Genomic DNA, 13551 nt, shown 5'->3' with positions numbered 1-13551 from the left:
TTGTGATGTTCGTTATGCGCCAACTGCATTAGCCTTGCCCGACAGCGCGAAAGACCGACGTGCCGGGGTAATGCTTCGTTCCCCATCTGCTTATCGCCTCCAATACAGGCTTCAGGTCCTTACCCTTCTCTGTCAGCACGTATTCGTAACGTTCGGGTTTCTGCTGGTAGGCCCGGCGGGTAACAAGACCAGCAACTTCCAGCCGCTTCAGCCGATGCGCAAGTATGTTCGAAGCGATATTTTCCGGCGAAGATATCAACTCCTGATAGCGGCGCTTGCCCAATACCAGGTCGCGAATGATCAGCAGCGTCCATTTGTCACCGAAGATGTCCAGCCCATTCGTAATAGGACATTGTGATCGCTCAAACATCAGTTTGTTATCCATGTCTTGTACCTGAGTCATAGCCTATCTAGCCGGAGCTTGCATAATGTAATGCAGTAACTTGCATCTTGCAAGACAGTAAAGTAAGCTACGGCAACCTGCAATCCCGTCCGACTTGTGGATTGCAAGTTATAGTCCGATCGCATCCGCCGGACATGTCATAATGAGGCAGTCATGTTGATACTTTACCAATTCCAGCGTACCTGGGGTAATCCAAATCTCAGTCATTTCTGCTGTAAAACGGAAACATATCTGAGAATGGCGGAGATCGAGTATGACATAAAGACAACGCTTCCATTGTCTGCGCCAAAGGGAAAACTGCCTTATATCAAGGATGGCGATCTGAAACTTGCGGATTCCCGCTTCATCATACGACATCTTAAAACCAGATATAAAGATCTCGATAAAGGATTAAATCCGTCAGAGTCGGCACTGTCGTTGGCGATGCAGCGATTGATCGAAGAACATCTGTTCTGGGTCACGATGTATTCGCGGTGGCAGTATACGGATGCAAATTGGCAGGTCAACAAAAAAGCGGTATTCGGGGTTTTGCCGCCTGTCATCCGCGATGTGGCAGCCCTCGTCTACCGTTACAGGATCGGGCGGCAAATTTATGGTCACGGCATAGGCCGGCACAAACCCGAAGAGATTTTCGAGCTTGGCATGCTGGATATCGACGCGCTATCCGCATGCCTGGGGGACAAGAAATATTTTCTGGGCGATCAGCCGACCACCCTGGATGCCAGTGCCTTCGGATTCCTGATCAATACTATTGCTTGCCCGATCGAGTCGCCCGTCAAGGATCACGGCTTGTCGAAGAGCAATCTGAGAAATTACGTGGATCGGATCAAGACGGAATATTATGCCGATTTGCGGCAACCATAGTTCGAGTTAGCTGTTTTTCTGTTTTTGTCAGATCATGTCGCGCTAACCCGACTCAGCCGGCTATGCGGGCCCACAAACGACTATAGGAGTCATAACACAACGGACTTCCTGTACATCATGGCCAGCGATAGGGTCCGGCACCTCAACCACGAAACAGCGAGGGACGTAAATAACTCTGCACAGGCCACCCCGGGAAATGTTGGTCCTGTTCCACCGGATGGCGCAGCCAGAAATTTAGACCCAAGCTCGTGTCCGATACTTCCTGCGCCTAGCTCAGGCATAGCAGTTTCGGCTGGCCTGAGGACTCATTAATCTCATGGTTCACGAATAGGATCAGATGTGATTCACTTATGGCGGAGGTGCCGCCATGAGAGATCTGTTTTACCTGTCTAAAACACAGTTCAACCGTATAAAACCTTATTTTCCCTTGTCCCATGGAGTTCCCCCCATCGACAGCCGTCGATAAATAATGAGATTATTATTTGTTATAATTGATATTTAAAATCTAAAATTCGGCCAAGTGCTCGAACAGCCGCGCGACCGCCTCAGCACCTGGATCGGCGTGACCGACCAATTGCTTGGCATTTACATAGGAAGCGCGACCGGCATTCGCCTTGCTCATGTAGACAGTGCGACCGGCACCCGCACGCGCGGCTCTCGCTGCGTCGGGCAGGCTCTCTTCCAGGGCATCAAGAGCTGGCGCAAGGGCGTCGACCATGGTGCGGTCACCCGGACGTGCCCCGCCGATCTCCTGCATTCTCCGCAATCCGGCCTGCAACGCTCCCCGGATTGATAAGCCGCTTGAGGCCGCGTCGCCCGTTGCGGCGAAGAAGATCGCGAGGAGCACACCGAACGAGCCTCCCATGGTTCTGGAAAGCTCCAAGCCAATGGCGCGATAGAGCTGGGTATGGTCGGCAAGCGGCAAGCGGTCCATGGCGCTGATCAGGGCGCGTGCCGCGCCGGCCAGCGTGCTGCCGGTGTCGCCATCGCCTGACTTCGCGTCAAGCGCATTGAGGTCGTTCTCGGCGGCGATCAGAACCTCGCAGCATCTGGTCAGGAGCTCCCTGGTCGGCTTGTGCATCGAAGGCATCGGAACGACAGCCGTCAGGCCGTCCGGAAGCGCCTGAATCGCGACCTGGCCTAGCCGGGAGACCCGTGGCCATGCCGCCAGCGGCGTGTGCTGCTTGAGCAGGGCGATCTCGGCATCGTCGGCAGGATAGGCCGAAATCGAGAAGCCATGCATGTCGAGCGATGTCATCATGGCCGCCGGCCCGATGACGTGGGTTATCCGCTCGCCAATCGCTGACCGCCGGATTTCGTTGAGGATGATCGACATCTCGATGACCGACGTGCCGCCGAGATTGTTGACCATAGCGACATGCGGCTTTTCTTCCATTGCAGCTGACAGGCGCTCGACCATGGCAGCGACAGCTTCGCTCGCGTCCTTGAACTCGACCTGCTCAACCCCGGCTTCACCGTGGATGCCAAGCCCAAGCTCGGCCATGCCGGACGGGATGCGATCCTCCTTTGGCGAACCTGGGATGGTGCAGGTGTTTAGCGACATGCCGATGCTTTTTGTCTTTGACACGACCTTGCGCGCGGCCGCGGCGACGTGCGCCAAGTCGGCACCATTCTCGGCCAACGCGCCGGCTATCTTGTGCACGAAAAGCGTGCCGGCGACGCCGCGGGCTTGGGGCAAGTCGGGCAACGCCACATCATCGTCGACGATGACTATCTCGACATTCAAGCCAAACTGGCGAGCGCGTTCGGCCGCCAGCCCGAAATTCAATCGGTCACCGGTATAATTCTTGACGATGAGCAGGCAGCCGGACGATCCCGTCACGGCAAGGATACCTGCCAGTACCGCGTCGACTGTCGGCGAGGCGAAGATGTCGCCGCACACCGCAGCCGTCAGCATCCCTTCCCCGACGAAACCCGCATGTGCCGGTTCGTGGCCCGATCCGCCTCCCGAGATCAACGCGACCTTGGACTTATCCCAGTCATTGCGTACGACCACCCGTATATGCGGATAGCCGTCGAGCCGCGCCAGCTTACCGCCAGACGCCGCGACCAGACCATCGACGGCTTCGGTGACGATGCTTTCTTTGGTGTTGATGAACTGGGCCATAAGTATAAGTGAATCACATCTGATCCTATTCGTGAACCATGAGATCAATGAGTCCTGAGCCTAGACTTGCCAAGTTGTTGCAAGTACCCTCGCCAGCCTCCAAATCGGCTAATATCCTCGGCATCCGCAACCGCATAGCGCTCGCATAAAAAGCCTTGTACCGCTGTGCCGTCCGCCAGAGTAATGGTGCCGATGCCCAGTGGCGCGGGTATACCCGCCACAAAGCTGCCGAATTCACGCACTGGTAATTCCCAAACCTCGACTTCGATGGCTACTCCCTGCTCATTCCTGTCCACGCGCACCATTCCCGGACGCTTCGGGGGCTCTCCCGGCAGGGCGTAGAGTTTATAATCAGAGGAAGTGGTTGTGCTCGCCATTAGTCGCCCGTTGCGGCTGGTCAGTTGTCCATTCAACGGCAAGCCGGACAAATGCGCGCCGCAGACGGCCACCCGTACCTGGTCAGATGGGGCAGATGACGAACTGGACTGCAAGTCCTGTGTCGGGACTTGGGATGAAGCCTTTTCTGACGGATATTCGTTTCGCACGGGAACGCCGGCAGCGCCAAGAGATAACCCATAGGCTTGTTGAATACATCCGGCAAGATGCAGCAACCGCTCATCCTGATGGGCTGGCGCCGCCAGCGTTATGCCAAAAGGCAATCCATCGTTCTGGAATCCGGCGGGTACCGCCACTGCGGCATAATCCAGAAGATTCATGAAATTGGTGTAATAGCCAAGATTCGCATTAAGACGTACGGGGTCTTCCTGCATCGCCTCTATCGTATAGATGGTTCCGGCGGTTGGGGTCAACAGGCAATCCATGTCCGTCCAGATATAATCAGCCCGACGTTTAAGTGCATGCAACCGGTACAAGCCGTTGTATGCATCCGCAGCGAAATATCGGTGTGCGCCAGCAATTATTTCCCGCACGGGAGGAATCACCTGGTCGCTGTGCACGTCAAAAAACTGTTGAATCGCGGCATAACGTTCGGCCACCCAAGGGCCGTCATAGAGCAGGCGCGCTGCTTCCTGAAAGGGCGTAAAGTCTATCTCGATGGCCTCTCCGCCCAAAGCTTGCAGTTTTGCCACAGCCTCCGTGAACAGACGCTCACTCTCGTTATTGCCAAAGAATTGCAGTTGTTGCTGGCGAGGTACACCAAAGCGGAACCGTTGCAAGCTGAAATCGTTGTCACTGCCCTTTCTCTGGCGCGAATAAATATCTTCGGCATCGTAGCCGGCGGCTACTTCAAGAAGACGCTCCGCATCAGCAGCGGTAAGGGCAAAGATGGAAACACAATCCAGCGAGCGACAGGCGGGAACAACACCGCGCGTGGAAAGCCAGCCTCTCGTTGGCTTATACCCGATCAGATTATTGAACGCGGCGGGAACTCTGCCGGAACCCGCGGTATCGGTTCCCAGGCTGAAGCAAACCAGACCTTTTGCTAGCGCTACCGCCGAGCCCGAGCTCGAACCTCCCGAAATGTATTCGGGATTAAATGCGTTGCGGCAAGCGCCATAGGGAGAACGGGTGCCGTTCAACCCGGTGGCGAACTGATCCAGATTGGTCTTGCCAATGGGAATCGCACCGGCATCGATCAATCTCTGAACTACCGTTGCACTGCGTTGCGGGGTGTATGCAAACGCCGGGCAAGCCGCTGTGGTTGGTACGCCGGCCAAGTCGATATTGTCCTTGATGGCGAAGGGAATACCATACAGCGGCAATGCCGCCATCCCTTTTTCTTCCGCTGCAAGGGCATACTGCCTCAACGATTCCAGCGGTAGCGTGTAGATCCAGACATGATCGGAGTCCTCGCGAATTTCAGCATGAACCGCCTCTACCATCCGGCTTGGAGTCAACTCGCCGCTGGCATAGCATTGAAGCAGGGATGGGATGTCGTCCAGGCTTTCTAGTGATAGCAGCTTGTCCATATTCACTCTCCCTGAACGATAAGCAACATCTGCCCCGCGGCCACGTGTCCGCCTTGCTTGCAAAATAGCTTCCGCACCGTGCCACTGATGGGCGCCTCCACGGCGAATTCCATTTTCATGGATTCGACTACCACAACCGGGTTTCCCATTTCGATGCGCTGCCCTTCCTCTACCAGAAGCTTCCATACTGTACCGGTTACGTGTGCGCTTATGGCTTGTGCGCCTTCTGGCAGATCCAGTTCGCTTTGCGTATCCGCTTCCTCAAGCGTGGTCTCGCTCACGTACTCTGCCCTACCCTCAATTTTCCAGCGTTCGCGCTCGGCTTCAAAGGCGGCTTGCTGCCTGGCCTTGAAGGCACTTATTTCCACCCAGTTCTGTTGCAGGAACGCGTTGTACTGTTTCAAACTGAACGTAGTTTCCTCGATCCGCAGTTTGAAGTGCCCGGTTATAAAATCCCTGCGCAGCTTGAGCAATTCGCTCTCGCTAACCGGATAAAAACGAATTTGATCGAAGAAACGAAGTAGCCATGGCTTGCCTTCCTTGAAATCGGCCGTCTGGCGATACCGATTCCACATTTGTACGGTGCGACCGACAAACTGATAACCACCCGGACCTTCCATGCCATATATACACAGGTAAGCCCCGCCTATGCCTACAGCATTTTCAGGCGTCCATGTGCGCGCAGGGTTGTACTTGGTGGTGACGAGGCGATGACGAGGATCCACCGGCGTTGCCACGGGGGCGCCCAAATATACATCGCCTAGCCCCATCACCAGATAGCTCGCCTCGAACAGGATATTCTGCACCTCCTCGGTCTTCGCCAGTCCATTGATCCTGCGGATGAACTCGATATTGCTCGGGCACCAGGGCGCATCGCTGCGCACGGACTGGATGTATTTCTCGATTGCCAACCGCGTTGCGCCGTCGTCCCACGACAACGGGAGATATACGACGCGAGTGGGAACCTCCATTTGCTCGATATCCGGCAGATTCTTTTCCGCAGCAATCAGAACATCCAGCAGCTTGTCGCGCGAAAGCACGCGTGAATCGAAATGGATTTGCAAAGTGCGGATGCCTGGCGTCAGATCCAGAATGCCTTTGAGCCGGCCTGTATCAGTGGCGCGCCCGGACCGTTCCATGAGCCATTCCATGAGCGCGTGCGCGCGAAAGCGCAAATTGAGATCCAGTTCCAGCGGCCCATACTCGACCAGCAGATTTTTATCGCCCGCCTGGCGGTATACCACCTGAACCTGGCGGGCGCTTTGCGGAATGAAGTAGAGAACCGGCGTTGCCGCCGCCGATCTCCCTGGCTCAGGCATTGGCGGGATCACTTCTGGAACCCGAAGATGCTTTAGCGTTGCATCCTGCAATTTTTCCAGTGCAAGTGCGTGATCCATCGACAGCCGGCAAAAACGTACGCTGTCGCCCGGTTTAAGTTGCCCCATTTTCCATAATTCGGCCTGAACGATGGTGACCGGACAAACGAAACCGCCCAGACTGGGGCCGTCCGGACCCAGTATTACCGGCATGTCACCGGTAAAATCCACCGTGCCCAGCGCATACGCATTGTCGTGGATGTTGGAGGGATGCAACCCTGCTTCACCGCCGTCGCTGCGCGCCCAATGCGGTTTTGGGCCAATGAGACGCACACCGCTGCGGCTTGAGTTGTAATGCACTTTCCAGTCAACCGTGAAAAGTGTTTGAATATCGTCCTCGGTAAAAAAATCCGGCGCACCGTGCGGGCCATACAGCACACCGATTTCCCATTTATCGCTGTAATGGGGAATCAATTCCTCCACCAGCGTGCGTTGGGCACGGGCGCCCCGGACCTTCTTGCTCTCTTTGGCATCCACGATATGCAATACATCGCCGGTTACAAGAGTGCGCCCGGCGTGCCCCCCAAACTGGCCGAGAGTAAAAGTGGATTTGCTGCCTAGATAATCCGGAACCTGAAAACCGCCTTGAACCGCCAGATAAGCGCGGCAGCCATGATCCACGAGTTTACCGAACTGCAATAACGAGCCAGCCTTGACTGGATGCGATTGCCAATACGCCAGAGGCTCGCCGTCCAGCCGCACCTCCATAGGCGCGCCGCCTATTGCGATTACGCTGTCGCAGTTGAAGCGCAGGGTCGGGCCGGCGAGGGTGATTTCGAGCCCGGCCTTATCTTCGGTATTGTTAACCAGACGATTGGCCAGCCGGAACGCCAAGCTATCCATCGGGCCCGATGGCGGCACGCCAACACTCCAGTAGCCGGTCCGCCCAGGATAGTCCTGCACCGTGGTCTGCACACCGGGACTGATGACGTCGATAGTGTGGCCAATGTAATGAAAGCCATTCAGGAAGTTCGTTGTATGGCAGCCGCTGCGAAACATCTCGCCGTCCAGAATCTGTTTGAGATAGCCTGAATTGGTTTCAACTCCCTGCAACGCGGTTGCATCCAACGCAGCCAGGAGCTTGGCAATGGCCTGCTCCCGGTCGGCCGCATGCACGATAATTTTTGCCAGCATGGGATCATAGAACGGAGATATCTCGACGCCGCGTTCCACCCAGGTTTCGACTCTTGCCGCAGATGGCGGCGGAAACTCGGCTGCGGTGAGCGTGCCGCACGACGGTTGAAAATCCCTGGCCGGATTCTCGGCGTACACGCGGACCTGAATCGAGGCACCGCTCGGCTGTATGTCGAATGAATCCAATGGCGGCAGGTCTCCAGCGATTTGCCGCACCATCCATTCCACCAGGTCGATACCGGTTACCTCTTCAGTCACGCCGTGCTCCACCTGCAGGCGCGTGTTCACCTCAAGAAAATAGAATTCGCCAGTGGATGCGTCGAAGATGTATTCCACGGTACCAGCGCACTGATAGTCGACGGCTTTGCCCAAACGTACTGCGGCGTCCAGCAGAGCCTGGCGTAAATGGGGGGGCAGGTGGACCGCGGGTGTTTCCTCGATCACCTTCTGGTTGCGCCGTTGCATGGAACAATCGCGTTCGCCCAGCGCAATGACGCCGCCCTTGCCGTCGCCGAAAATTTGCACTTCGATATGGCGCGCATTCTCGACATATTTTTCCAGGAATAGGCCGGCGTCCTTGAAATTGTTTTGCGCGAGGTATTTCACCGATTCGTACGCCGCGCTCAACTCTTCTTTATTCCAGCACAAGCGCATTCCAATACCGCCGCCCCCCGCCGTACTCTTCAGCATGACGGGATAACCAATATGCGCCGCCTGACGGAGTGCGTCTTCCACGTCTTCCAGCAAGCCGGTTCCGGGCAGCAGCGGCACATCGTTCTGCAATGCCAGTTCGCGTGCCGTATGCTTCAGGCCGAAAGCACGCATCTGCTGTGGAGTGGGGCCGATGAAGCAAATACCTTCCAGCGCGCATTGCTCAGCGAATTCAGCCTGCTCGCTGAGGAAGCCGTATCCGGGATGAATGGCCTTTGCACCAGCCCGATTGGCGACTTCCAGGATCTTGTCTGCGCGCAGATAACTTTCCGCGGCAACGCCACTGCCGATGCAATATGCCTCATCCGCTTCGATCACGTGCCGGGACAGCGCATCGGCGTCGGTAAAGACCGCCACGCTTTTAACGTTCATGCGGCGCAGCGTGCGGATGATGCGGCAGGCGATGGCGCCGCGATTGGCTATTAATACTTTCTCGAACATAATCTATTCCCTGTTGGCGGTGAGTCGAACTGCGCTGGATGATTCCAGGAAAACACCAGGGCGAATTCAAGGGCTAATTCAAAAAATATCTAATCGAATGTCATGTCGTCGGGATCATCCCAGATCAGCAGGCGGATCGGCGTGGGGTTGTAGGCGTTGCATGGATTGTTCAATTGCGGGCAGTTCGAAATCAGCACCACCACGTCCATTTCAGCTTTCATCTCCACATACTTGCCCGGCGCGGATACGCCATCCACAAACTCCAGGCTGCCCTCTTCCGACACCGGCACATTCATGAAAAAATTGATGTTACTGGGGAGATCGCGCTTATTTATGCCGAGATGCTCGCAAACCGGTTCATGCGTCAGCGCATGCAGGAAGTTGTCGCGGCAACTGTGCATCGGAAATTTTTCCAGCGCATAGCGCACCGTGTTGCTTTCGGCCGCGCATGCGCCTCCCAGCGTGTCATGCCGTCCGCATGTATCCGCGACGATAGTGAGCATGACATTGCCGAAGTTGGAGTAAAGCTTGCTGCCGGTAGTCAGATAGAGTCTCTTCTGCCGGCGAATGGTATCGGTTGCGCTATATCGTTCAAAGGCATGGGATGCATTGAAGAACAACGTATCGACAGCCTGATTACCCTCCAGATCGACGATACGGAATACTTGCCCCTCCGTGACCAGCTTGGTCCATGGCTCCCCCGCGGCGCAGATCTCATCCACCACCGCAACTTCAGGATCGAGCCTGCTTTCCGCAAATCGCTTCGTATTCGTATTCATACGGCACCTCCATGACAGGCATATAAACGCTGGGTATTTTGCAGGGCGCGCAGATTCTCGGAAATGCGCGTGCATTGCGTAACCGCCGAGGATGGCGTCATGAAAGCCGCCATGTTGACTGCGCCGGGCTTATAAGCCTCTGCCGGATCAAGTGGATGCGGCGCTGCGGATAACACCATCAGCGTGTCCATTTCGAAACTCAAATCCACATAATCTCCGGCTTTGCTGTTGCCCGGATGAAATGTCAATTCGCCTGACGAGTTGGCGGTCACCTTGCTGAAGAAATTGATATTGGATACCACGTCACGCATGCCCAGACCCCACTTTGCCAATTCGATCAACATCCCATCCAGCCCGCTGCGAAACATTTCGTTACGAAGCTCCTGATACCGTCCCGTTCCGTACTTCCGGCGTATCAGGTCGGCATCGCTCATGCCGCAGACGGTATCGTTCCAGCCTGATGTATCCTCCGTAATGCAGCAGAAAATGCGCCCCATGTCCGAGTGGCAGGCATGCCCTTTGGTCAGGCGGAAGGTGTGCTGGGATTTAAGCGTATCCGCCATGTTGTAGCGTTCCAGTTTTTCTTCCTGGTTGAAAAATAGTACCGCGGCATTTGCTCCGCCTGTCATATCCACTAAACGCAGCGTCGTTCCCCGCCGCACGATGCCAGACCAGTGGCATCCGCCAGGGATATGTTGTTCCCAAATATATGCATCCGGTTGGTTCATATTTTTTCTCCTCATTGCGATAAATTTTTCACTTGAATCGAATTTCCAGATATATGCATAGCTCATTCACTGCGGCGCCACACTTTTTGAAGCAGCTTTTTTTCGAATTTTATTCGTCAGGATGTAGAGGGCCGTAATGCTCACGATACTGCCCAGCACCAGGGGCACGGCCCAGAGCTGCCACCAGGGTGCATCAGGCGCGGTGGCATAAGGGCGGGGCCAGGCGATATTGACGAGTTCAAATACCGACCAGATGAAAGCCACTGTATTGATCACCAGCCCCCGGACGCCCAGCTTCAACTCCCCCAGATCCGGGTTCCATCGGCCTGTAAGGCGGGTGTACAAGCCGACCCCGGTCGTCATGGAAAACATGGCGTAGAGCCCTCCCGTGCCAAAGGCAATCACGGTGGCCACCGCCCCATCGTTCAACCCGAACAGCAACCCCAGGCCAGCCAGCGATACGGTACATAAAACCGCATTGCGCGGCGTCCTGTCTGCCGCCAATCGGCTTAGCACAGCGGGCATATTGCCTTCGCGGGCCATTGAATAAACGATACGCGAGGTATATTTCACGACGGATGCCCCACAAGCGAGGAACGCAACCATGACGATGCCCAAAAAGGGTTTCTCGGCCCATTCTCCAAAGCTGCCGGCTATCACGGGAGTGATGGGGTCCGACGTGGCGCTGGCGCCAAGCAGCGTAGCGTGGTCGAATGCCAGCGTCAGCGCAGCGGAATTGAAGAGCACCACCGACCCCACTACGCACAAGGAAAAGAAGATGGCGCGCGGCACCATTCGCTTTGGCTCATGCGTTTCCTCAGCGATGGTGGAGCAGGCATCAAAACCAATGAATGCCCAGCCAGCGATGGCGAGCGCTGCCAAAAATGCCGAGGTCTCGCTGGGCGCCGTGCCAGTACCCAGATGCTGGAATAACTCGGAAAAAGGATGTTGCCGGAAGAATAAAAACAATAGAAGCGCCACGCCAAGCGATCCAACCACCTCCGCATATACCCCCAGTGTGATTACCAGCTTGAAGATATTGATGTGAGCGAGGTTGAGCAAGGCGCACAGCAGTAGAAACACCGCGCCCCATATCACCAGCGCGTGCCCGGTTTGGCTCTCGGCTCCAAAAAAAATGGAAAGCCAGACGCCGCCGGTGTAGGCGGTTGTGGTTAGCATTGCAATGGTGGAGCTGACGTAGATGACCCCGGCGAATTGTCCCGCCGCGACACCGCCGAGTTGGCGGGCCCACTTGTAAGCACCGCCTGCGATCGGGAATTGCGAGGACAGCTCCGCATAGACAGTAGCGACCAGCAACTGCATCACCAGACAGGTAGCCAGCGCGGCAAACCAACCGCCCCCCGTGACGACTGTCTGTACGCTAATGATGGCGTAGAGCCCAACCACTGGCGAAACAACGGCAAAACCGAGGGTAAAGCTGTTCCAGACGCTCATGCTGCGGTGGAGCTTATCGGCAGTGGCGGCCGTGGCGGCAGTGGCGGGCTTGGCGGGTGCCACGGCGGAGGTCGCAGGAGAATGCTTGTTCCCGTTTGCCTTCATCGGCCTGGCGCCTCTTTCGAAAAGAGCATAACCATTCCGCCGGGCGGATAATTCACGAGCCTGTTCGTGCTGGCAAAAACGCCATTCAGGGAAACTGAAAGTCTCTCCGTCCTCACGGTACCCGATGTACCCGAGATAGCCGAGATATGGCCGGTGATCGCAAAAAAGGAGAAAAATACGGAAGAGAAGTGCATGATCAAGTCTCCTTTATCAGCGGGTTAAATTCCAAGAGTCAATGTATTTGATTACATTATCTCCCGGGTTTTTATCCCTCCGTGGAGCCTCGTCATGACGAAGCCGGAAACTCTCGGACCAGACACTTCCAATCAGCTAATAAGGAAGAGGAAGCCGGAACCCTAGTTTCTCATCTACATCAGCCGTACCATTTGACGCCCTTTGACATAATGTCTTGGGAAAGAGCGCGTCAATATTGAAGCACAGCTATTACAACTACAACACTACAACTATTACTGAAATTAAATTCTACACACCTTATCCAGAAAAACAACAATAAGTTGTATTTTTTGATCTGTCCCACATCTGGCTTGAATCAACGCGAGCATGAGCCAGTACAGACAAACGTCGAAAACGTTGCTACGTTTTTTTTCGGGCTACGACAACACCATCACGCGTGGGATTGATAAAAGCGTCAAATTCGGGATCATTGAAAATGAGCATATTGTGCTCAAGAATGGCTTCGGTCCAGCCGGGAACAATATCGACATAATGTTCCACCGCCACTCTTCCATGCCAAAGCACATTATCCGCGATGTAAAGACCGCCGGGGCGAACCCGGTCTTTTGCCATATTCCAAATCTGGGGATAATCGCCCTTGTCGGCATCGTTGTAGCAAATGTCGAACAACCCTTCAGTCTGCGTGAATATCTCCTGGGCCATCCCTACGCAGAAATCGACTCTTTTCGATAAACCTGTAGACTTGAGATATTGCTCAGCCTTTTCCTTATTGAGAGGGTCCCCGTCAGTGCAAATCACTCGTCCATCCGGGCCAGCCGCCTTTGCGAACCAATAGGCGGAATAACCGTAGCCGCTGCCAAACTCGAATATGCGCTCAGCATTGATGGTCTTTGCCAGTGTCTCGAGAAAAATACCCACCAACCGGCCAACGATAGGAAAATTGTTTTTTGCCGCGACAGCCTCCATCTCGGCCAGAACGGGATGGTCCGTTTGACCCACCAGGCTGCGCATATATTTGTCAACTGCCGGATTGACCGGGTCGAGCAGGGAAGGATTCACAATGGTTGGGGATTGCATATTGTCATTACTCCTCGAAAAATAAACAGGAATTTAAACAGTGTGCTGAATTCGACTCCATGATTTGACTCTACGCTCAACACAAAGGTGGGTCAACGGCCACGGCGGGACCAGGGACTGACTGCCGGGGTCAAAAGGGCTGCCGGCAATTATTCAGGGCTAGCCGGACAATAAGGGCACGGTTTGGTGTACAATTGCATTCTCCCCCCAATTGGCTGTACGGATGG

Annotated in this window: 9 protein-coding genes and 1 riboswitch; of the genes, 1 reads left to right on the top strand and 8 read right to left on the bottom strand. The window is 55.3% G+C overall.

Annotated elements, in window-relative coordinates:
• Nucleotides 1-28 precede the first annotated feature (28 nt).
• Nucleotides 29-403, bottom strand: a complete 375-nt coding sequence (locus CRO05_RS06835; RefSeq protein WP_097066362.1) for a helix-turn-helix domain-containing protein — start codon at nucleotides 401-403, stop codon at nucleotides 29-31.
• Nucleotides 404-556: 153 nt separating this feature from the next.
• On the opposite strand from CRO05_RS06835, the gene CRO05_RS06830 reads away from it, so the two are divergent.
• Nucleotides 557-1267 carry a glutathione S-transferase family protein gene (locus tag CRO05_RS06830; RefSeq protein WP_097066361.1) on the top strand — a complete coding sequence of 237 codons (711 nt, stop codon included), beginning with the start codon at nucleotides 557-559 and terminating at the stop codon, nucleotides 1265-1267.
• Nucleotides 1268-1772: 505 nt separating this feature from the next.
• On the opposite strand, the gene CRO05_RS06825 is transcribed toward CRO05_RS06830, so the two are convergent.
• The 7 genes from CRO05_RS06825 to CRO05_RS06790 form a co-directional block, all read right to left on the bottom strand.
• Nucleotides 1773-3395 (bottom strand): dihydroxyacetone kinase subunit DhaK, encoded by a 1623-nt coding sequence (locus tag CRO05_RS06825; RefSeq protein WP_097066360.1) that lies wholly within the window; start codon nucleotides 3393-3395, stop codon nucleotides 1773-1775.
• A 44-nt stretch (nucleotides 3396-3439) separates the two neighbouring features.
• On the bottom strand, nucleotides 3440-5323 hold the full coding sequence (gene atzF / locus CRO05_RS06820; RefSeq protein WP_097066359.1) for an allophanate hydrolase: 1884 nt from the start codon (nucleotides 5321-5323) through the stop codon (nucleotides 3440-3442).
• 2 nt (nucleotides 5324-5325) lie between these two features.
• Nucleotides 5326-8985, bottom strand: coding sequence for an urea carboxylase (gene uca / locus CRO05_RS06815; RefSeq protein WP_097066358.1), 3660 nt, complete (start codon nucleotides 8983-8985; stop codon nucleotides 5326-5328).
• Nucleotides 8986-9074: 89 nt separating this feature from the next.
• On the bottom strand, nucleotides 9075-9764 hold the full coding sequence (locus CRO05_RS06810; RefSeq protein WP_097066357.1) for an urea amidolyase associated protein UAAP2: 690 nt from the start codon (nucleotides 9762-9764) through the stop codon (nucleotides 9075-9077).
• The gene (locus tag CRO05_RS06805; protein WP_097066724.1) at nucleotides 9761-10492 is read right to left on the bottom strand and encodes an urea amidolyase associated protein UAAP1; all 732 of its coding nucleotides are present in this window, start codon (nucleotides 10490-10492) and stop codon (nucleotides 9761-9763) included. Before CRO05_RS06805 ends, CRO05_RS06810 begins: the two co-directional genes overlap by 4 nt.
• A gap of 66 nt (nucleotides 10493-10558) precedes the next feature.
• Complete coding sequence (locus CRO05_RS06800; RefSeq protein ID WP_097066356.1) at nucleotides 10559-12052, bottom strand: APC family permease; 1494 nt, start codon at nucleotides 12050-12052, stop codon at nucleotides 10559-10561.
• 252 nt (nucleotides 12053-12304) lie between these two features.
• Nucleotides 12305-12423, bottom strand: a riboswitch (guanidine-I (ykkC/yxkD leader).
• 223 nt (nucleotides 12424-12646) lie between these two features.
• Nucleotides 12647-13324, bottom strand: a complete 678-nt coding sequence (locus CRO05_RS06790) for an O-methyltransferase (RefSeq protein WP_097066354.1) — start codon at nucleotides 13322-13324, stop codon at nucleotides 12647-12649.
• Between the last annotated feature and the right edge of the window lie 227 nt (nucleotides 13325-13551).

The organism is Nitrosovibrio sp. Nv4, assembly GCF_900215485.1.
GTDB lineage: Bacteria > Pseudomonadota > Gammaproteobacteria > Burkholderiales > Nitrosomonadaceae > Nitrosospira.
The sequence above is the reverse complement of the archived record's forward strand: the minus strand, read 5'-3'. Positions and strand labels throughout refer to the sequence as shown.

Bases quoted from the DNA above. Each gene is read 5' to 3' on its own strand.
- CRO05_RS06800 (WP_097066356.1), bottom strand. From the start codon at position 12,052: ATGAAGGCAAACGGGAACAAGCATTCTCCTGCGACCTCCGCCGTGGCA.
- CRO05_RS06790 (WP_097066354.1), bottom strand. From the start codon at position 13,324: ATGCAATCCCCAACCATTGTGAATCCTTCCCTGCTCGACCCGGTCAAT.
- CRO05_RS06805 (WP_097066724.1), bottom strand. From the start codon at position 10,492: ATGAACCAACCGGATGCATATATTTGGGAACAACATATCCCTGGCGGA.
- atzF (WP_097066359.1), bottom strand. From the start codon at position 5,323: ATGGACAAGCTGCTATCACTAGAAAGCCTGGACGACATCCCATCCCTG.
- CRO05_RS06810 (WP_097066357.1), bottom strand. From the start codon at position 9,764: ATGAATACGAATACGAAGCGATTTGCGGAAAGCAGGCTCGATCCTGAA.
- CRO05_RS06830 (WP_097066361.1), top strand. From the start codon at position 557: ATGTTGATACTTTACCAATTCCAGCGTACCTGGGGTAATCCAAATCTC.
- CRO05_RS06825 (WP_097066360.1), bottom strand. From the start codon at position 3,395: ATGGCCCAGTTCATCAACACCAAAGAAAGCATCGTCACCGAAGCCGTC.
- uca (WP_097066358.1), bottom strand. From the start codon at position 8,985: ATGTTCGAGAAAGTATTAATAGCCAATCGCGGCGCCATCGCCTGCCGC.
- CRO05_RS06835 (WP_097066362.1), bottom strand. From the start codon at position 403: ATGACTCAGGTACAAGACATGGATAACAAACTGATGTTTGAGCGATCA.